A 19416-nucleotide genomic window follows, 5' to 3' on the forward strand; every position below is an offset into this window, starting at 1 on the left:
CCCTTTCAGGGGGAGGGTATGGGTGAGGGTGAATTACGACAGGGAAATGATCAGATACAAAATCAGCCATGGGTCCATTTGTCTGCAGAGGAAAAGGAACTGATAGAAAAAAGAACTGAAGGTTTAGCAACCCCTTCATTCTTGGAAAATCAGCATATTTCCCTCTGTGAGACGCTGGATCGTGTTCTTAACACCGGTGTTGTAATACACGGTGATATTACTATCTCCGTGGCTAATATTGATCTGATATACATAGGATTGAAGGCTTTGTTAACCTCCGTGGAAACTGCAAGACAGGCACAATCAGAATCATCCGCCCAGCGATTTAACCGGGAAACATACAAATGAAATCTCTTTACAGTAACCATCGTCAACCGGCGCTGTCTCTAATGGAGATCTGTAAATAATGTTGAACGGACAAATAGACTATCTGTGCTATCCCATTCAGTAAAGAGATTAGGTTGGGAGAAACAGAGTCCACAGATAATCTAAAACAGGAAAGGCCGAATATGGACAAACAGCGTGGAGTTATAAATCAATCAACAAATTCTGCAACGATTGCCGATGTGTTAGAGCGAATTTTAGATAAAGGACTTGTTATTGCGGGCGATATTAAGATTAAGCTTGTTGATATTGAACTCTTGACCATTCAGATACGCCTTATGATTGCCTCTGTGGAGAAGGCAAAAGAGATGGGTATGGATTGGTGGATTACCAATAAGGATTTCAACTCTCAATCCACTACGGTACAGAATGCAGATGAGTTAGAGGCACTCAAAAAGCGTATAGAAATACTCGAATCTAAGAAATAAGATACGAGGAATAAAAAATGGACAGCAAAGAGCTTGAAAAACAAAATTTCATTTTATGGTATAGCGTGTATGCAACCGAAAAAGAACTTGAAATGGCTCGAACCTTTTACAAAGGAACCCTGGATAAGCTCTTAAAGGAATATGCCGAAGAAATTGATAAAATTGACAAAACAAGGTGTTTGTATAAAGGGATTTTTCAATCGAAAAAGATGCAAACACAGTATTTTGACGCAACATTGAAGATTGAAAGTAGCTGATTCTCTATACGAAAAAAGCATTTTTTTGAGGAAGTCTCATACCACCCTTGGAGGTATTTATGCCTACTATTGAAACGAATGCACCGGATATATTTAGCTGTATCATGTCAGATGGGAAAAAAAACATTTTACCAAATCATATCAATATTGACCAGAAGGATGTGAGTAAGGGGCTTGCAAAATTAGTGCTTACGGTTATTGAATTACTTCGCGAACTTCTGGAACGCCAGGCTATCAGGCGTATTGATAGCGGCACATTGAGCAGGGAAGAGGTAAATAATCTGGGTATTACTTTTATGAAATTAGCAGAAAAAATGGAAGAACTTAAATCTCAATTTGGTTTAAAAACGGAAGACCTGAATGTAGATCTTGGTCCCCTCGGTAAGTTGCTATAAAGACATAAGAGTTTTACCGCAATACTTGCACCTCAATAAATAGGAAAGATACAGGGCAACGAAAGAGGTATATTGAGAATCCATTTTTTCATCTGCTATGCTATGTCTATTTCTTTCGCGAGATAGACATCTTGCACAGCATGCAAGAGTTCAACCCCTTCTTTCATCGGTTTCTGAAATGCCTTTCTACCCGTAATCAGTCCCATGCCACCTGCTTTTTTGTTTATCACAGCCGTCTTTACCGCTTGTTGTAGATCGTTTTCGCCAGAAGGTCCACCGGAGTTAATAAGACCAATCCTTCCCATATAACAGTTTGCCACTTGATATCGTGCCAAATCTATTGGATGATCAGAAGTTAGTTGCTTATAAACAAGGGGATGTGTTTTACCGAACCTGAGTGCAGTATACCCACCGTTATTCATGGGTTGTTTCTGCTTTATAATGTCTGCTTCTATGGTAACTCCCAGATGATTTGCCTGTCCTGTTAAATCTGCGGATTCCTCGTAGTTAATGCCATCCTTTTTAAAATTCTCATTCCGCAGGTAGCACCAGAGTACGGTAAACATGCCTAAGTTATGTGCGCATTCGAATGCATCACGAATCTCTTCTATTTGTCTGCGTGATTCTTCTGAACCAAAGTATACCGTAGCTCCTACCCCTACGGCTCCCATATCAAACGCCTGTTCAACGGATGCAAACAGGGTTTGATCATAAGAGTTCGGATAGCTTAGAAGCTCATTGTGGTTAATTTTCAGGATAAAGGGAATCTTATGAGCATATTTTCGTGAGACAGCTCCTAAAACTCCCAGCGTTGAAGCAACTGAGTTACAACCTCCTTCAATAGCAAGTTTCACAATATTTTCCGGATCGAAATAGAGCGGATTTGGCGCAAAGGCAGAACCTGCTGAGTGCTCTACACCTTGATCCACCGGCAGTATTGAAAGGTATCCTGTGCCCGCAAGTCTCCCCTGATCAAAAATCTCCTGTAAGGTTCTTAAAACCCTGTTCGGCCTGTCTGATAGAGCAAAAATTTTATCAACAAAATCAGGTCCTGGCAGATGCAAGTTGTCTTTCGTAATGGTAGTACATGTATGCTCTAAAAGGTATTTAGCGTTATTTCCTAAGATAGTAATAATCTTATCTATCATATTGGCCATATTTTATCCGCATTTTTTAAAATAAGCCACCCTTGACAGCGACTCGTGAAAAAACGAAGATGTAGGGCGAGGCTTTAGCCTTGCCCTACTCTACATTAAAAGCAGCCACGAAGATTTGCTCTTATGCAGGAATACATCCTTCTCTATTCTTATAACTATCCCATCCTTATGTTTCTTCCAATTTTTTTTTAATCATTTCAAACTCTTCTCCGGTAATCTCTCCTCTGGCCAATCGCTTTTCTAAGATTTCTAAAGCTGATTCTTTGGTTTCGGTTTCAAATCTTTTTCTCACACCTTTGCTCGTTACCACAAGTTCGTATTTTATAATTAAATAAACTGCTACACCAATTACGCAAAAAAAGATTAACCAGGTAAACGGATTAAACCACCAAAACATCTCATATCTCCTTCCCTGTATAAATTAGAAGTGAATTATATGTTATTTACAAAGGAGTGCGCATTTCTCTGTTCCTGCAAATCTTTCACCCTTATGCTTATTCCAGTTTTTTCTTAATCTTGTCAAATTCCTCTTCAGTAATTTCCCCCCTGGCAAAACGTTTCTCCAAAATCTCTAAAGGCGATTCTCCAACACTACCGGCAAGGCTTTTTTTTGCACCTCTTTTCGTTAGAATAGGTGTGTATCTGATAACCAAATAAGCCACCATGCCAATTACGAGAAAAAAAAGTAACCAACTAAAAGGCCCGTGAAACCAAAACATGTAATTTCTCCTTCCATAGTATGAAACATATATGAAAGAGCATCTTAAAATTTAAGAAACTATGTCTTTCTTCCATAAATCATCTTTTAATTTATTCTTAATTTTTTCAAATTCCATATCGGTAATTTCTCCTCTGGCATAGCGTCTTTTTAAAATATCCAAAGTTGACTCTTCGGGATTAACTTTTTTGTAGTGTTGGTAGCGTTTGTTTGTTTTGTATTCCAGAAAAAAATAGACCACAAAACCAATGATAAGTATATCGATTAACCAACCTACCATATACATATAATATCTCCTTTATCTATGCTGTTTTAGGAATTTTACAATTTGAGTGCAAAATGCAGGTAAATCAAAAGGATTGCGTGAGGTGATTAAGTTACCGTCTACTACAACTTCCTTATCAAGAAATTCAGCGCCTGCGTTTACAACATCATCTTTTATCGCATAAAAACATGTTGCCTTTTTACCCTTTAGTATCCCGGCTGAAACTAAAACCCAACCAGCATGGCAAATTGCAGCAACGAGTTTTCCCTTTTGATGCATAGTTTTCACAAAGGTATTTATTTCCTCATAACGCCTTAGGACATCAGGCGCATAACCGCCAGGGATAATAACTCCTTCAAAATCATGGGTATTTATATTTTTTATTGAGAGTTCCTCTTGTGCAGGGTATCCTTCTTTGCTCTCATATGACTTTTTTGTACCGGTACCTACAAACACTGTCTCAATACCCTCTTCACGTAAACGCAGGTAAGGATACCAGACTTCCAGAATCTGATAATGATCTTCGATAAGTACAGCTATTTTCATTGCTTGTTCCTTCCTTTATTACTATTTCCCGTAAACGACGAAACGAAATGAATAGACCCGCTAAATTATTTTGATTTATCTACTGTAATTCATCAACAATCCTTGCCATGATAAAATCATTTTCTGTTAACCCCCCGGCTGCATGCGTAGTTAGGGTAATCCTTAATTTGTTATATACTAAAGTCAGGGTAGGGTGGTGTCCCTGCTCTTCAGCGATGACAGAGATGAGATCAAGAAAATACTTTGCCTCTATAAAATCCTTGAATTTGAATTCTTTCTTAAGTTTTTGTCCTTCAACTAATTCCCAATCCTGATACAGAGGAATTAATCTCTCAATAGTTTCTTCCGGTAAAGGAGGAGTACCCCCTTCGCAGGGCTTACAATGGGCAGGAACTGTTTCCTTGATAGGCAATTCCGGATTTTTTACTATTTCATGTAAATTTTTTACAACGTCATCATAATCAGGTGGATGTGTTAACTCTTCAACTATCTGAACGTATCGGACTTCATTACTTTTATCCAGAATAATGACGGACCTTGCTAAAAGATTGAGATCTTTTATAAGGACTCCGTAGTTTATACCAAAGGAAGAATACTTATAGTCGGATAGAATGAAGGCGTTTTTAATGTTGTTTGTTTCACAAAACCTCTTTTGAGCGAAGGGTAAGTCCTTACTTATTCCCAAGATTACCGTTTCTTCAGATACTTGAGTGGCTCTTTTGTTAAACTCTTTTACCTGTAAATCGCAAACAGGGGTATCGAGGGAGAGGAAAGACGTGATAATTTTTATCTTCTTCTTAAAATCATCAAGTGTTATTTCTTGTAATTCTCCGGATGTGACTTTAAAATTAGGCGCTTTTACTTGCTCTTGCAGCTTCCTTCCTACTAAGGTTACCGGTTTTCCCTTAAAGGTTGCTTTTATTTGCATAGATATCCCTTCTGCTTAATGTAACGTTTAGGAAATGTAAAGTGCCACAAAGTCACTAAAATACCAGGGTTTTTCTTTATGCCTTTGTGTCTTCGGGGTATAAAAGGTTGCCGAAGGCATATTTTAATGCTTAGGAAATTCAAACAAAGAGTTCCTCCCCCTTGATGGGGGAGGTTAGGTGGGGGTGAAGGAAAAGGACAACCACCCTCCCCTAACCCTTAATGTATAGGAAATTGAAAGTTTATCATTATGCCATTAACACACCCCCTAACCCCTCTCAAGAGGGGAATCAAAAATTCCCCTCCTGGGAGGGGGATTGAGGGGGGGTGGGTAAAAAGTCGTTGGGTTTTGTCTTTTAAAACCCAACCTAATTTATATAAATTCTTTTAGTGCTTCTCTTATATCAATATTTTCTATCTGTTCTTCTACGAGGGGAGGTCTTTTCTTGATTCCACTCCTTTCCTCATAGGTTTCTTTTTCGGTTTTATAAACTATTCCAATGGGAATCCTATCCCCCCACTCAGATGCCTTCCGGAATGCCGATATTTTATCCTGAGGATTATACGAACTATCATCATTGATCTTATAAACCCTCTTCGAGTACCAGTCAAAGGTGTTCTTTTTGTTAAATGTTACACAAGGTTGCAATACATCTATTAAGGCAAAGCCTTTATAATGTATTCCTTCAAGTATTAACCAGGAAAGATGCTCTAAATCAAGGGCATATCCCCTTGCAACAAATCCTGCTCCCATGGCAATTGCCATCTCTAAGGGATACAGGGGCTCTAAAATTACTCCTTCCGGCTGAAATTTTGTCTCATACCCCGGATCTGTGGTAGGTGAAGCTTGTCCTTTTGTGAGGCCGTATATCTGATTATTATGGACAACTACCGTAATATCAATATTCCTTCTTATGTTGTGGATAAAATGGTTTCCGCCTTCTCCGTAACAGTCTCCGTCTCCTGTGCTAACCAATACCGTTAAGGTATGATTTGCCATTTTTATCGCTGCTGCAACAGGAAGCGCTCTGCCGTGAAGACCATTAAAACAGTTGCATTTGATATAGTGAGGCAGTTTTGCAGCCTGACCTATTCCAGAGACAAACACGATATCTTTCGGATTTCTATCAAGCCTGGCGATAGTCTTTTTCATTGCATTTAAAATGCCGAAATTTCCACACCCCGGACACCATGCTATCTCATCGTTTGTCTTCAGATCTTTGGCCTCTGGCATATTATTTCTCCTGCTCGATATGCTGGATAAGAAAATCTAAATTAAAGGGCCTGCCATCAAATTTTAATAGAGATTTATCGGCTTTAATTCCTGTTTCCTGTTTTAACAGCCGGGCAAGTTGAGCTCCGGCATTATTTTCTACAACAATGATTTTTTTTGCTCCTTGTAGTAATTCAATCATCTCGGCTGCGGGAAAAGGCCAAACCTGAGGCAGATGAATAAAACCTATTTTTTTGTTCGTTATCGATTCCTTTGCTTCTTTTAATACGCCATACGTAGAACCGAAACCAATCAAAATACAATCGGCCCCTTTTACATCGAACGCTTTGGGCTTTTCTATCTCTTTTGAAAGACCAGCCATTTTCCTGGAGAATCTTTTTTCAACCATCATGGTGCGTATTCCGGCATCCTCGGTTATGTGTCCCTCTTCAGTGTGTTCATCACTATCGGCATATATGGGATCGTTTATCCATGAAGGTATCGCCCGGGGAGATATGCCCGATTCCGTAAATTGATATCTTTTATAATCCTTGATTCCTCTGGAATCTTCCTTTGATATGATATACCTTTGTACTTTTACTTTACTCAAATCAAACATCTCAATATTCCTGTAAGAATCTGCCAGATGCTGATCTGACATGATTAATACCGGGATCTGGAATTTTTCTGCAATATTAAATGCCTTGATCGTTAGATAAAACGCCTCCTCTATCGTGCCTGGCGAGAATATTACCCTTGCAAACTCACCGTGGCCTGCCGAAAGCAGGAATGCAAGGTCTCCCTGTTCTGTCCTTGTGGGAAAACCAGTAGCGGGGCCAGGCCTCTGTCCTTCATAAATGACAATGGGCGTTTCGGTCATACCGGCAAGGCTTAAGCCTTCTACCATGAGTGAAAATCCTCCGCCAGAAGTGCCCGTCATGGAGCGAACTCCCGCATACGATGCGCCAATTGCCATGTTTATAGCTGCAATCTCATCTTCTGCTTGTTCAACAACCATGTGAAATTTTTTTGCATAATGAGCCATAAGATCCATAATGCCTGTGGAAGGTGTCATCGGGTATGCAGAATAAAATTTACATCCTGCAGAGATTGCGCCCAATACTATTGCATCGTTGGCAGTCATTAAGAGTGTATCTTTGGCATTGCCTCTTTTTATTTTAAAGGTATTTCGTTTAAAATTATTTTTAGCAAAATCGTATCCAGCCTGAGCAGCGTCTATATTCTTGTTTATTATATCCTCTTTTTTATCAGAAAATGCAGCCCTTAATACTTTATCTATATAGTGAAATTCTATTCCTGTCATTTCTGTCAAAAGCCCGCAAGCAATTGAATTAACAAATAGTTCATTTCCTATCTCTTTTGCCATGTCATACATCGGTATGTCGAGAAATATACTGTTTTCTTCAGAGATATGAAATCTTTTCTTATCTAAGATAATTACACCGTCGCGAGATACATCTTCTTTATGCATGCTAACGCTCTTGCTATCTAATGCTACGGTGATATCAATGTTCTGCCGTAGTGTATATAATGGTCTGTCTGAAATTCTTAATTGAAGAAAGTTGTTACCCCCGCGTATTCTCGACATATAATCATTATTAGCAAAAAGATAAAACCCGGCATTCTCAAATATTTTACATAATGCTGATCCTATCGTTAGCATTCCCTGACCTGCTTCACCTGTTATCTTTAAAGTAAGTTCATTATTCATAGTATTATCTCTTGAGCTTATACTTATATAAGTATGATGTTTCTCTTCCCCTGTTTGATGAGTTGGTTGCAGGAATTTTTAAGGTATAAAAGACTATTCAGAAAAATTTATGCCATACCTATAAGGAATATAAAAATAGTTTAATATTATTTTGGCAGAAAAGCTATAGATAACCTAAGGAAAAATGCTCCGTAGTTATTCTTTTACTGTTTACATCATAGTGGATTGTAAGCCAGTACATACTATAATTATCATAAATTGAGCCATAGAAGATCATTTGGATCAGAAAAACACAGGTAAAGAAAATGTTATAAAGAATTGTTTTATTGTATTTTACATTGAGTATTGATACATGCATATAACCACTGGATTACAAGAATAAAATGATGAAAAGTGAGACATGGCACAACGGCGTGATATCGCAAAAGTGAGACATGGCACAATAAGGGAGGAAATGTTTAGGATTGAAAAAATAAAAGAAAAAGGATGACATTCCCTCATTTTTAAACGATATGCCAATAAGAGAAAAAATAGAGCAAGGCAGGGGGTTTAGTTTTAGTCCTGACAATCCGCGCATATAAGCGATTATATTACCTGTGTATCAAGAACTGTTTGCATTGCATAAGGAATGTATGGTATATTTCATTGAGAAATTTTTTGATTATACACAAGAGAAGGTAGAACAGATTATAACAAAACTATCCCTTTGTTCGTTTCTCATAAGGAATAACATTTTCTTCTGAAGAGTTTAAAACAGGATTACGCTTCTGTATCTTATAATTCCGGAGTTTGTTATTTACCAGATTGCAAGGGGCCTTTTTATGGAGGGAAACCATATATGGATATCTTAAAACAGGTGTCAGACCTGAAAGAATTTTTAGGGAAGGTTTATTGCTTTATTGAAGACAACGAAGATTCATTTAAAGACGGTGTTGAAGCTGAGGATGTAAAGAACGAAACATGGAAGTGGATGCAGGAATTGGCTAAATTTTTACCTGGGGAATAATTGAAAAGGAATAGACTTTTATGGTGCGACCAATGTTTTATGAATGTAGACCGCAGATGCCTGTTAAGGCACCCAGAGGTGCAAATCTTACCTGTGAGAACTGGGATAGTGAGGCAGCCTTGCGGATGTTTACGAATACTCTCGACCCTGATGTGGCTACCCAGCCAGAAGAGCTTATTGTTTATGGGGGCAGCGGCCGCGCTGCAAGGAACTGGAAGGAATACCAAAGAATTATCAGTATTTTGAAAACATTGAAAAAAGATGAGACGCTGTGTATTCAATCAGGCAGGCCGGTATATATTGCAAAGACTCATGATTGGTCGCCACGCATTATCATTGCAAATTCGAATTTGACTCCTGCATGGGCTAAGCAGGAGGTATTCGATACCTGTGATGAGCAGGGCCTTGCCATGTACAGTCAGATGGCGGGAAGTTGGATTTACACCGGTACACAGGGGAGCTTGCAGGGTACATACGAAACCTTTGCGGCTCTTGCAAGGAAGATCTTTCAGGCAGAAACCCTGAAAGGTAAATTTGTGCTTACATCGGGTATGGGAGGTATGAGCGGAGCTCAACCATTGGCCGTAACAATGAATGAAGGTGTGATCCTCTGCGTAGAAATGCGAAGGGAACGTATAGAGAAAAAGATCAAGGAGGGGTATTGCCATAAGATAACGGATAATCTTGATGAAGCGCTTGGTTGGATCTTAGATGCAAAATCCAAACAACATCCCTTATCAGTAGGGCTGGTTGGAAATGCGGCTGTTATTTATCCTGAACTGATCAATCGAAATATTATCCCTGATGTTGTTACAGATCAAACCCCCGCTCATGATTTGATGTCTTATTTGCCAATCGGCGATAGAAAGGAACTCGATAAGCTAAGAGAAAAAAATAAACGAGTTTATAGGGAAAAGGTATTAGATGCCATTATCGATCATGCAAAAGCAATTCTCACGATGCAGAGAAACGGAGCTGTATGTTTTGATTATGGGAATAATCTGAGGTCTCAGGCGGAGATGGCTGGTGTATCAATGAGAGATTCTGAAGGAAGGTATTGGTATCCCGGTTTTATATCTGCGTTTATACGTCCTCTATTCTGCCAGGGGAAAGGAACATTGCAGTGGGTAGCATTGTCAGGTGACATAGCGGATATTGAAAAGATCGATGAAGCAGTTATCAAAAATTTTTCTGAAGATACATCGCTGGTGAAATGGATAACGCTAGCCAGAGAGAAAGCCCCCCAGCTAGGGCTTCCAGGCAGGGTCTGCTGGTTAGGATACCGTGAGCGTATCAGGCTAGGTTTGATAATTAATGATATGGTGAGAAAGGGTATTCTCAAAGCTCCTGTTGTTATGAGCAGAGATTGCTTCGATTGCGGATCCGGAGCATCCCCATACCAGGAAACTGAGAATATGAAAGATGGCAGCGATGCTATTGCTGATTGGCCGCTCATAAACTTTTCTCTCAACTCTTCGAATGGCGCTAGTTGGGTAAGTTTTCATCACGGGGGCAATGTAGGAATTGGCAACTCACTCCATGCCGGTATGGCTATTGTAGCTGATGGTACAAAAGAGAGGGATGAGAGACTTGAAAAGGTTTTAGCAGCAGACTTTGGGATGGGGATTGCAAGGTATGCAGATGCAGGTTATGAGGAAGCTGCCGAAGTAACGAAGAAAAAAGGAATAACGATACCAGGATAAATTTTTGTATAAGGACAAGAATTTAGAAGGATAAGGATATCCTACTTATGTGTGGAATGAGGGGAGCACGTTCACCAGGGTGTAAAATACCTCACGAAAATGGCTGATTATACAATTTCTATCATATGCCCCAGTTTTTCTTTTTTTGTCCGGAGGTAATGCTTATTTTCCTCTTTTGGCTCTGTAGCGATAGATATTCTTTCTACGATTTCCAGTCCGTATCCGGCAAGCGCTGCAAATTTTTTTGGATTGTTGGTAAGCAATTTCATCTTCGTTATGCCCAGGTCTCTTAAGATTTGCGCACCAATACCATAATCTCTCTTGTCAGCGGGAAATCCTAGTTTTTCATTTGCCTCAACGGTATCTAAGCCATTCTCTTGTAATAAATAAGAATGCAATTTATTTTCCAGACCGATTCCACGGCCCTCCTGTCGCATGTAGAGCAATACCCCTTTTCCATTTTCTTGTATCATTCTCAAGGTATTGTGAAGCTGTTCCCCGCAGTCACAACGCAGAGAGCCAAAGATATCTCCCGTTAAACATTCATCGTGAACTCTAACCAGTACAGGTTCCGTATGCAAAGGAGAAGGGCTGGTTCCACTCTCATTGCCAACACCAAGGCAAAGGGCTAAATGGAGATATTCGTCAACAAATGAGCGGTAAAGGTGGAGAGTAAAATTTCCATAGATAGTAGGTAACTTTACGGTAACACGCTTTTCGATTAATCGCTCCTGTTCATGGCGGTATTTAATAATATCAGCGATGGTACAGATTTTCAGATGGTATTTTTCAGCGAATTTTCTTAGTTCCGGAAGTTTAGCCATATTCCCATCTTCTGTCATAATCTCACAGATAACCGCAGCTTGTTTAAGCCCTGCAATGCGGGTTAGGTCGACTGCACCTTCTGTGTGTCCTGTCCTTACCAGTACCCCGCCCTTTTGTGCTTTTAGTGGAAACATATGACCAGGTCTGACAAGATCTTCTGGCGTTGTTTTATCATCAAGAATAGTCAATACTGTTGTAGCCCGGTCTTTCGAAGAAACACCCGTTGTAATATTCTTTCTGGCATCGACAGAGACGGTAAAAGGTGTTTGGAAGTTTGATGTATTGTTACTCACCATGGGATAAAGATTAAGCTTTTCTGCCCGTTCGGCATCAATTGCTATGCAAACGATGCCACGTGCATGCATGAGCATGAAATTAACGACTTCAGGGGTAATTTTTTCAGCAGCAATGATGAGGTCCCCTTCATTCTCACGATTTTCATCATCTATTAAGATAACCATCTTACCCTGTTTAAGGTCTTCTACGGCTTCTTGTATTGTGTTAAATCGCATTAAAATACCTCTTATACTTCAGGAAAGTAATGTAAATTTTATTTATAAATAATAGTAAAAAAGATAGATATTGTAAAGTCTTTTCATTTAGTGTATAGGAATTTCAATTACGGAGCAGGTTTGCCTGGCAAGGCTAAAGCCCGACCTATATCTTGTACTTTCTTTCCTATGAAATAGTCAATTATAGTTGTTTTACACCTCTATACATATAGAAAAGACCGGAGATAAAGGTGAAAACTACGGTTGTCCACCAGATAGTAATGAGAGCCGGGAGAGGAACATGATTTCCGATAAGTACGGATATAATAGCAATAATTTGAAAGCATGTCGATACCTTACCCAGTATTGTTGGTTTGCAATTCATTCTCCCGGTAACAAGAAGTAGCGCCATAGTGCCAAGCATGAGTAAAAGATCCCTACAGACAATAACCGTTGGAATCCAATTGGGAAATCTGGGTTCCGGCCATATGCGATCAGAAGAGAGTATGATGCAAGAGATCATCAGAACAAGTTTATCAGCAACAGGATCAAGATATCCTCCCAGTTTTGTTATCTCATTTCTCTTCCGTGCTACATAGCCATCGAGCATATCGCTTAACCCAATCACAAGCATGATGAAGAGGCAGGCATATCGGTAGTGGCTATTATGCTGTACTTGTGTGATGCAAAACACAAGCGGGGGAATAAAAAATATTCTGCTAAGACTGATTTTGTTAGAGAGGGTTAACATGGAGAAACCTCAATTAAAGAATTTGCGCTGTTTTCCATAGGAGTTATGACACAAGCTCAATTTCATTTTGAATAGAGGGTAAGATTCTCCTTTGTTAGCCCTGTAAGCTGATAATGATGTGCTAAAGGCATATTGTTTACCTTTTCGGTGTGAATTGATAAAACTCATACTGCTCGTAGGGGGTGCTGCTATTAAATAATGTATCGCGATGAGAGATCTCCCGGAAGTCTTAAAATTTACATAAGACATAGTTTTATCAAGTAAAATTTACATAAACGGTAACTTATAAACATGGTAAATTGGCATACCTTGAAGATCTTAAGGAAAATGAGAGCATTATTCTCTCTTGCATTCTCTAAAGGGGCGCAGTGAAAGAAGCAAATGTAGCATTCGACCCTTATGGTCAGCCTGCTTATGTGAAAACCACACAGACTATTATTTGGACAGGTTAAAACCTCGCAGCATAATTAATTGCTGTGATAATACGGTTTAATATAGCAAAGGCGTCATGTTAGTCAAGCAAAAAACTTTGGCTTGACATCATCTTGTTTTATTAGTACGATTTAGCGTCCAGTGAGCAATTGGTATGAACTTTAGGGGTCGAAAGGCTTTTATTGTATTGTATAGAATAATATAGAAATAGTATGGATAAAAAAAAGGCAATACTTGTCCTGGCAGATGGGATAGTTTTTAAAGGTTTCTCTCTTGGCGCCTCTGGCGAGGCCATAGGTGAGGTTGTTTTTAATACAAGTACGATGGGCTATCAGGAGATTCTTACCGATCCTTCCTATAAAGGACAGATGGTTGTTATGACCTATCCTTTGATTGGTAATTATGGAATCAATCAAAAAGATTACGAGTCGAGAAAACTATTCCTGGAGGGTTTTATTACCAAGGAGTGCAGTCCTTTTCCGAGTAATTGGCGTTCACAGATTAGTTTAGATGATTTTCTTAAGAAAAATGGAGTTATAGGTATCCAGGGAATAGATACCAGGAGATTAACAACACATATACGTGATTGTGGTGTACAGCAAGGTATTATTTCTACCACCGATTTTGATATTGCAAGTCTTATACAAAAGATACAGGCATCACCCGGATTAGCCGGATCGGATCTTGTAAAAACAGTGACATGTAGTGACGTATATGAGTGGCAGGATGTTGATAAGGACTTGAAAGAGTCTAAAAGATATAAGGTTGTCGTTTATGACTGTGGTGTAAAATATAATATCTTAAGAAAACTAAGGGATGCCGGTTGTTCGGTTCTTGTAGTTCCTGCTCACACACCAGTTCAAACTGTTTTTGATATGAATCCTGATGGAGTTGTACTTTCCAATGGCCCTGGTGATCCGGAAGCCGTTCCTTATATGATTGAAAATATTAAGGGTTTGCTGGGTAAGAAACCAGTATTTGGGATTTGTCTTGGGCATCAACTTCTTGCGCTTACCTTAGGACTAAAGACGTATAAACTTAAGTTTGGACATCATGGCGGGAACCAACCGGTAATAGACCTGGCAACCAAAAAGGTTGAGATTACCGCGCAAAATCACAACTTTGCTGTAACAAGTCCGTCTCAAGGCACCAGACAAAAAAGCCCTTACGGTGATGTAGAGATTACCCATCTGAATCTTAATGATAAATCGGTGGAGGGGTTAAGATGTCATTCTATACCTGCCTTTTCCGTGCAATATCATCCGGAGGCGTCGCCAGGTCCACACGATGCAACCTATTTATTTGAACAATTTATTGAGATGATGAAACATGAAAGATAGTATCAAGAACCTCATCGTATAGGTGAGAATTCAATACAAGGTCTCCTGAAACCCCTAAACCCATGTAGTAAAAAAACGACATCATTTTGGCCTTTTAAAAATATATGCCTAAGAGAACAGACATAGAGAAAATCCTTATCATTGGCTCTGGCCCGATTGTTATTGGTCAAGCCTGCGAGTTTGATTATTCGGGTACTCAGGCCTGCAAAGCGCTCAGAGAAGAGGGATACAACGTTGTTCTTGTAAACAGTAATCCCGCCACCATTATGACAGATCCTGAGATTGCCGATAAGACTTACATTGAGCCAATTACCCATGAAATAGTAGCAAAGATTATTGCAAAGGAACGTCCTCAGGCATTACTTCCAACACTCGGTGGTCAAACCGGTCTGAATACGGCCGTTCAGCTTGCAGAAAAAGGGGTATTGGATGAGTATGGCGTAGAACTGATAGGCGCTAAACTGGAAGCCATTAAAAAGGCTGAAGACCGGCTACTGTTTAAATTAGCGATGAAACGGATTGGTATTTCAGTGCCTGAAAGTGGTTATGCTCATTCGTACGATGAGGCAATGGAGATTATTGATAAGATCGGTTTTCCCGCTATTATCCGGCCTTCATTCACCCTGGGAGGTTCTGGTGGAAATGCTGCTTATAATATCGAAGAATATAAAGAATATATTAAGATAGCTTTAGATGCAAGTCCGGTGCATGAAGTACTGATAGAGCGCTCAGTTCTTGGATGGAAGGAATATGAGCTTGAGGTGATGCGCGATTTAAAAGACAATGTTGTAATCGTATGCTCTATTGAGAATTTTGATCCAATGGGTGTGCATACCGGTGATAGCATTACGGTGGCTCCTGCCCAAACGCTTACCGATGTTGAATATCAGTTTATGCGTAATGCGGCAATTAAGATTATCCGGGAGATTGGGGTAGAAACCGGGGGGTCCAATATTCAGTTTGCCGTTAATCCGGAAGATGGAGAAGTATTGGCAATTGAGATGAATCCAAGGGTCTCGCGAAGTTCTGCCCTGGCATCGAAGGCAACCGGGTTTCCGATTGCTAAAATTGCAGCGAAACTTGCTGTGGGGTACACCCTTGATGAAATTCCTAACGATATTACTCGTTATACACCTGCATGCTTTGAACCAACTATTGACTACTGTGTCGTAAAAGTACCACGATTTAATTTTGAGAAGTTTCCGGATACTGATCCTACGCTTACCATTCATATGAAATCTGTAGGAGAAGTTATGGCTATCGGAAGGACTTTTAAGGAAGCTATAGGGAAAGCCATTCGCTCGTTAGAAATCGGACGGTATGGATTTGAGACTTTATGGCCTTTGGGAAGCGACAAATGGTCTACAAAACAGCGGTTAGAGTTTTTGAGAGGAAAATTGATGGTCCCAAATCCTGATAGGCTGTGGTATATTGCTGATGCAATACGGCTTGGTGTTAATCTGGACGAGATATTTACATGGACACATATTGATCGTTGGTTCCTCTATAATATTAAACAAGTACTAGATCTGGAAGTTGAGATAAAACAGAAATGGCCAAAGCACAGGGATAACCTCTCACAGGCCTCTCTTTATCAGGGTGATAATGGATTTAACATAGAAAAAGAGATGCTCATTGAGGCAAAGCAATGTGGATATTCAGATAAATATCTGGCTTATTTATGCAATGTTGATGAAAAAACTATACGGCAGTACCGGCAAAAAGAAGCCATTAGACCGGTATTTAAGCATGTAGATACTTGCGCTGCAGAATTTAAAGCATTTACACCCTACTTGTATTCTACCTATGAGACCTCTTGTGAGGCTGAGCCAACACGGGAAAAAAAGATTATTATCTTAGGGAGTGGACCTAACCGGATTGGACAGGGAATTGAATTTGATTATTGTTGTGTTCATGGAGTTTCCGCATTGAGAGAATTGGGTTATGAGACCATTATGATTAACTGTAATCCGGAAACAGTGAGCACAGACTATGATACTTCAGACCGTCTTTATTTTGAACCCCTTACCCTGGAAGACGTTCTTGAGATTGTTGATAAAGAGAAACCAGAGGGTATTATTGTTCAATTTGGAGGACAAACTCCGCTAAAATTGGCAGTGCCCTTAGAAAAAGAGGGAGTAAAAATATTAGGAACTTCTCCTGATAGTATTGATATTGCCGAGGACCGAGAACGATTTGCAGCCTTAATGAATCAACTAAAATTAAGGCAACCGAATAATGGTTGTGCCCGTTCTGATGCGGAAGCGAAAGTTATTGCCAGTAAAATAGGTTATCCCGTAATGCTTCGCCCCTCTTATGTTCTGGGAGGAAGGGCCATGCGGGTTGTTTATGATGAAATGGGTCTGGAGAATTATGTTACTCATGCTGTGCAGGTTTCGCCTGAACATCCTGTTTTGATAGATCAATTTTTAGAAGATGCCATAGAAATTGATGTAGATGCAATTTGTGATGGTAAAGAGGTATTTATCGGTGGCATTATGGAACATATTGAGGAGGCTGGTATCCACTCCGGAGACAGCGCCTGCTCCCTGCCCCCATATTCTATCGAAAAAGATATTATTCATGAGTTAAAAAAACAAACGCAGGTTATTGCGCTGGCATTGAATGTCATAGGACTTATTAACATACAATATGCAATTAAAAATAAGATGGTCTATGTGCTGGAGGTTAATCCCCGTGCGTCAAGAACCGTGCCTTTTGTCAGCAAGGCGATAGGTATTCCGATGGCCAAGATTGCGGCTAAGGTGATCGCTGGAAAGAGACTCAGCGAATTAAGCATCTCCATGAATATGAAGTTGAAGCATGTTGCAGTAAAAGAAGCAGTATTTCCTTTTTTGAAATTTAAAGGTGTTGATACGATACTGGGACCCGAGATGAAATCTACCGGTGAAGTCATGGGACTAGACATGGATTTTGGCCGCGCCTATGCAAAATCACAAATGGCCGCTGATTGTAGTCTCCCATTAACCGGGACGGTATTTATGAGCGTGAGGGACCGGGATAAAAAGTCCATGGTACCCATTGCAAAAAAACTCTTACACATGGGATTTAAGATTGTTGCTACACGAGGCACTGCCATGGTGCTTTCCGGGGATAATGTTTCTGTTACCCGTGCTTTGAAGGTAATCGAAGGAAGACCTAACATTGTTGATCATATCAAGAATAATGAAATCCAGCTTGTCATTAATACGATAGAAGGTAAAGCTGCCCAGGAAGCCTCTTATTCTATACGGCGAACAGCTCTTATTCATCGTATCCCTTATTTTACAACCGTTGCTGGCGCTATTGCTGCTACAAAGGCTATTGAGGCGCTGAAAAGCGGAATTCTTGACGTAAAACCTATCCAAGAGTATTATCACACAGAGAGCCTGTACACCTCCGATAAATAATCTGATTGTATGCTGCCGTAGGGTGTATATTATCCTGGGCGATGCAGAGTAATTGTTATTGTTTTAAAAATTTTACATTGAACCGGAGATGCAATGGATTACATTCCAAACACTGAACATGACGGGGAAATGATGCTTGGAGAGATGAAGGTACCTTCCTTTGAATCGCTCCTTAAAGATATTCCTGCTCCCCTACGGAATTTTTCCTTATCACTTCATCAGGGTCTTTCAGAACCAGAAGTATTAAGGGTATTACGGGATTTAAGTGGAGGAAATATCAGTACCGATGCATACATTTCTTTTTTAGGCGCTGGCGCTTACGAACATTATATTCCATCCATCGTGGACCATTTGGCATCGAGGAGTGAATTTTATACCTGTTATACCCCTTATCAGCCTGAAGTAAGCCAGGGCACACTTCAGGTCATTTATGAATTCCAAACGGTGATGTGCGAACTAACAGGTATGGATGTGTCGAATGCCTCTCTGTACGATGGCTCTACGGCCCTGGCTGAGGCGGCGCTATTATCTTTGCGCTTACATGAGAAGAACAAGATTATTTGTTCCCGGGCGATTCATCCGGAATACCGGCAGGTACTTAAAACATATCTCAAGGGATTGCATACGGAAATTATTGAAATAGATACGCCGGAAGGGATAACCGATACAGATCAATTGAAAAAGATGGCAGATGATAAAACATCTGCCGTGCTTATTCAAAGTCCAAACTTTTTTGGTTGTATTGAAGATATGGAGACCATCTCAACTATTGCTCATAAGCAGGGCGCCTTGTTTATTGCATGTGTAAATCCTATTTCACTTGGAGTGTTGAAATCTCCCGGAGAATATGATGCTGATATTGCCGTTGGAGAGGCCCAGGTATTAGGAAATTATATAAACTACGGCGGGCCGTATTTGGGTTTCTTTACGGTAAAAAAAGAATTTTTGCGCCGGATGCCTGGCCGGATTGTAGGGGAGACGGTAGATAGTGAAGGGAGAAGATGTTTTGTCCTCACCCTGCAGGCAAGGGAGCAGCATATCCGTCGTCAGAAGGCTACTTCCAACATTTGTACCAACCAGGGATTACTGGCACTCAGGGCATGTATTTATGTATGTGCATTAGGGAAAACGGGCATGGCAGAGCTGGCAAATCTTAATATACAAAAAAGTCATTATGCCTATGAAAGGCTCTGTGCCCTGAATACGGTAAAACCCGTATTCAAAACCCCCTTTTTCCATGAGTTCGTCTTAAAAGCTCAGGGCAATATCCCGGTAAACAAAATGAATGAATACCTGTTAAAAAAGGGAATTATTGGCGGATTAGAACTTTCCGGATTTTATCCTGAACTGGATAATTGCATGCTTTTGTGTGTGACAGAGACAAAAACCAAAGAATCGATTGATCGTCTGATTCTTGAATTGTCTCAGATATAAGG

At 40.0% G+C, this 19416-nt stretch carries 19 protein-coding genes; 9 read left to right on the forward strand and 10 right to left on the reverse strand.

What is annotated here, in order from left to right:
* The first annotated feature begins 141 nt into the window (after nt 1–141).
* From FBQ94_RS17500 to FBQ94_RS12420, 4 genes are all read left to right on the forward strand, one after another.
* The gene (locus FBQ94_RS17500; protein WP_040543340.1) at nt 142–348 is read left to right on the forward strand and encodes a gas vesicle protein; all 207 of its coding nucleotides are present in this window, start codon (nt 142–144) and stop codon (nt 346–348) included.
* Between the two features lie 161 nt (nt 349–509).
* Entirely contained in the window at nt 510–812 is a 303-nt protein-coding gene (locus FBQ94_RS12410; protein ID WP_007220129.1) for a gas vesicle protein, read from the forward strand.
* 17 nt (nt 813–829) lie between these two features.
* Nucleotides 830–1069: a hypothetical protein gene (locus FBQ94_RS12415; protein WP_007220128.1), complete on the forward strand. Its 240-nt coding sequence runs from the start codon at nt 830–832 to the stop codon at nt 1067–1069.
* A gap of 104 nt (nt 1070–1173) precedes the next feature.
* Complete coding sequence (locus FBQ94_RS12420) at nt 1174–1464, forward strand: gas vesicle protein K (RefSeq protein ID WP_040543338.1); 291 nt, start codon at nt 1174–1176, stop codon at nt 1462–1464.
* 95 nt (nt 1465–1559) lie between these two features.
* Here FBQ94_RS12420 and FBQ94_RS12425 read toward each other — a convergent pair whose 3' ends face one another.
* From FBQ94_RS12425 to FBQ94_RS12460, 8 genes are all read right to left on the reverse strand, one after another.
* The gene (locus tag FBQ94_RS12425) at nt 1560–2621 is read right to left on the reverse strand and encodes a class I fructose-bisphosphate aldolase (protein WP_007220126.1); all 1062 of its coding nucleotides are present in this window, start codon (nt 2619–2621) and stop codon (nt 1560–1562) included.
* Nucleotides 2622–2787: 166 nt separating this feature from the next.
* On the reverse strand, nt 2788–3018 hold the full coding sequence (locus FBQ94_RS12430) for an SHOCT domain-containing protein (protein ID WP_007220125.1): 231 nt from the start codon (nt 3016–3018) through the stop codon (nt 2788–2790).
* Between the two features lie 97 nt (nt 3019–3115).
* On the reverse strand, nt 3116–3340 hold the full coding sequence (locus FBQ94_RS12435; protein WP_007220124.1) for an SHOCT domain-containing protein: 225 nt from the start codon (nt 3338–3340) through the stop codon (nt 3116–3118).
* A gap of 51 nt (nt 3341–3391) precedes the next feature.
* A complete protein-coding gene (locus FBQ94_RS12440) occupies nt 3392–3625 on the reverse strand; it encodes an SHOCT domain-containing protein (protein WP_007220123.1) in 234 nt (77 codons plus the stop codon).
* 12 nt (nt 3626–3637) lie between these two features.
* On the reverse strand, nt 3638–4150 hold the full coding sequence (locus tag FBQ94_RS12445) for a type 1 glutamine amidotransferase domain-containing protein (protein ID WP_007220122.1): 513 nt from the start codon (nt 4148–4150) through the stop codon (nt 3638–3640).
* 79 nt (nt 4151–4229) lie between these two features.
* Nucleotides 4230–5078: a thiol peroxidase gene (gene tpx / locus FBQ94_RS12450; protein ID WP_007220121.1), complete on the reverse strand. Its 849-nt coding sequence runs from the start codon at nt 5076–5078 to the stop codon at nt 4230–4232.
* A 372-nt stretch (nt 5079–5450) separates the two neighbouring features.
* Nucleotides 5451–6311, reverse strand: coding sequence for a 2-oxoacid:ferredoxin oxidoreductase subunit beta (locus FBQ94_RS12455; RefSeq protein WP_007220119.1), 861 nt, complete (start codon nt 6309–6311; stop codon nt 5451–5453).
* Between the two features lies 1 nt (nt 6312).
* Nucleotides 6313–8022 carry a 2-oxoacid:acceptor oxidoreductase subunit alpha gene (locus FBQ94_RS12460; protein WP_007220118.1) on the reverse strand — a complete coding sequence of 570 codons (1710 nt, stop codon included), beginning with the start codon at nt 8020–8022 and terminating at the stop codon, nt 6313–6315.
* A gap of 838 nt (nt 8023–8860) precedes the next feature.
* Between FBQ94_RS12460 and FBQ94_RS12465 the strand changes: the two genes are divergently transcribed.
* A complete protein-coding gene (locus FBQ94_RS12465) occupies nt 8861–9028 on the forward strand; it encodes a hypothetical protein (protein ID WP_007220117.1) in 168 nt (55 codons plus the stop codon).
* 20 nt (nt 9029–9048) lie between these two features.
* Entirely contained in the window at nt 9049–10731 is a 1683-nt protein-coding gene (gene hutU, locus FBQ94_RS12470; RefSeq protein ID WP_285442168.1) for a urocanate hydratase, read from the forward strand.
* Between the two features lie 107 nt (nt 10732–10838).
* Here the strand turns inward: hutU and FBQ94_RS12475 are convergent, their stop codons facing one another.
* Both FBQ94_RS12475 and FBQ94_RS12480 read right to left on the reverse strand, forming a co-directional pair.
* Nucleotides 10839–12068 (reverse strand): bifunctional 3,4-dihydroxy-2-butanone-4-phosphate synthase/GTP cyclohydrolase II, encoded by a 1230-nt coding sequence (locus tag FBQ94_RS12475; RefSeq protein ID WP_007220115.1) that lies wholly within the window; start codon nt 12066–12068, stop codon nt 10839–10841.
* Nucleotides 12069–12249: 181 nt separating this feature from the next.
* Nucleotides 12250–12798, reverse strand: coding sequence for a CDP-alcohol phosphatidyltransferase family protein (locus FBQ94_RS12480; protein WP_007220114.1), 549 nt, complete (start codon nt 12796–12798; stop codon nt 12250–12252).
* Between the two features lie 644 nt (nt 12799–13442).
* Here FBQ94_RS12480 and carA point away from each other — a divergent pair.
* From carA to gcvPA, 3 genes are all read left to right on the forward strand, one after another.
* On the forward strand, nt 13443–14570 hold the full coding sequence (gene carA / locus FBQ94_RS12485; protein ID WP_007220113.1) for a glutamine-hydrolyzing carbamoyl-phosphate synthase small subunit: 1128 nt from the start codon (nt 13443–13445) through the stop codon (nt 14568–14570).
* A 104-nt stretch (nt 14571–14674) separates the two neighbouring features.
* On the forward strand, nt 14675–17980 hold the full coding sequence (gene carB / locus FBQ94_RS12490) for a carbamoyl-phosphate synthase large subunit (protein ID WP_007220112.1): 3306 nt from the start codon (nt 14675–14677) through the stop codon (nt 17978–17980).
* Nucleotides 17981–18073: 93 nt separating this feature from the next.
* Entirely contained in the window at nt 18074–19414 is a 1341-nt protein-coding gene (gcvPA, locus tag FBQ94_RS12495) for an aminomethyl-transferring glycine dehydrogenase subunit GcvPA (RefSeq protein WP_007220111.1), read from the forward strand.
* Nucleotides 19415–19416 lie beyond the last annotated feature (2 nt).

Origin of the sequence: Candidatus Jettenia sp. AMX1 (assembly GCF_030263775.1) — a bacterium.
Lineage (GTDB): Bacteria > Planctomycetota > Brocadiia > Brocadiales > Brocadiaceae > Jettenia > Jettenia caeni.

Coding starts and splice junctions, on each gene's coding strand:
- FBQ94_RS12410 (WP_007220129.1), top strand. CDS start 510: ATGGACAAACAGCGTGGAGTTATAAATCAATCAACAAATTCTGCAACG.
- FBQ94_RS12415 (WP_007220128.1), top strand. CDS start 830: ATGGACAGCAAAGAGCTTGAAAAACAAAATTTCATTTTATGGTATAGC.
- FBQ94_RS12420 (WP_040543338.1), top strand. CDS start 1,174: ATGTCAGATGGGAAAAAAAACATTTTACCAAATCATATCAATATTGAC.
- FBQ94_RS12425 (WP_007220126.1), bottom strand. CDS start 2,621: ATGGCCAATATGATAGATAAGATTATTACTATCTTAGGAAATAACGCT.
- FBQ94_RS12430 (WP_007220125.1), bottom strand. CDS start 3,018: ATGTTTTGGTGGTTTAATCCGTTTACCTGGTTAATCTTTTTTTGCGTA.
- FBQ94_RS12435 (WP_007220124.1), bottom strand. CDS start 3,340: ATGTTTTGGTTTCACGGGCCTTTTAGTTGGTTACTTTTTTTTCTCGTA.
- FBQ94_RS12440 (WP_007220123.1), bottom strand. CDS start 3,625: ATGTATATGGTAGGTTGGTTAATCGATATACTTATCATTGGTTTTGTG.
- FBQ94_RS12445 (WP_007220122.1), bottom strand. CDS start 4,150: ATGAAAATAGCTGTACTTATCGAAGATCATTATCAGATTCTGGAAGTC.
- tpx (WP_007220121.1), bottom strand. CDS start 5,078: ATGCAAATAAAAGCAACCTTTAAGGGAAAACCGGTAACCTTAGTAGGA.
- FBQ94_RS12455 (WP_007220119.1), bottom strand. CDS start 6,311: ATGCCAGAGGCCAAAGATCTGAAGACAAACGATGAGATAGCATGGTGT.
- FBQ94_RS12460 (WP_007220118.1), bottom strand. CDS start 8,022: ATGAATAATGAACTTACTTTAAAGATAACAGGTGAAGCAGGTCAGGGA.
- FBQ94_RS12465 (WP_007220117.1), top strand. CDS start 8,861: ATGGATATCTTAAAACAGGTGTCAGACCTGAAAGAATTTTTAGGGAAG.
- hutU (WP_285442168.1), top strand. CDS start 9,049: ATGGTGCGACCAATGTTTTATGAATGTAGACCGCAGATGCCTGTTAAG.
- FBQ94_RS12475 (WP_007220115.1), bottom strand. CDS start 12,068: ATGCGATTTAACACAATACAAGAAGCCGTAGAAGACCTTAAACAGGGT.
- FBQ94_RS12480 (WP_007220114.1), bottom strand. CDS start 12,798: ATGTTAACCCTCTCTAACAAAATCAGTCTTAGCAGAATATTTTTTATT.
- carA (WP_007220113.1), top strand. CDS start 13,443: ATGGATAAAAAAAAGGCAATACTTGTCCTGGCAGATGGGATAGTTTTT.
- carB (WP_007220112.1), top strand. CDS start 14,675: ATGCCTAAGAGAACAGACATAGAGAAAATCCTTATCATTGGCTCTGGC.
- gcvPA (WP_007220111.1), top strand. CDS start 18,074: ATGGATTACATTCCAAACACTGAACATGACGGGGAAATGATGCTTGGA.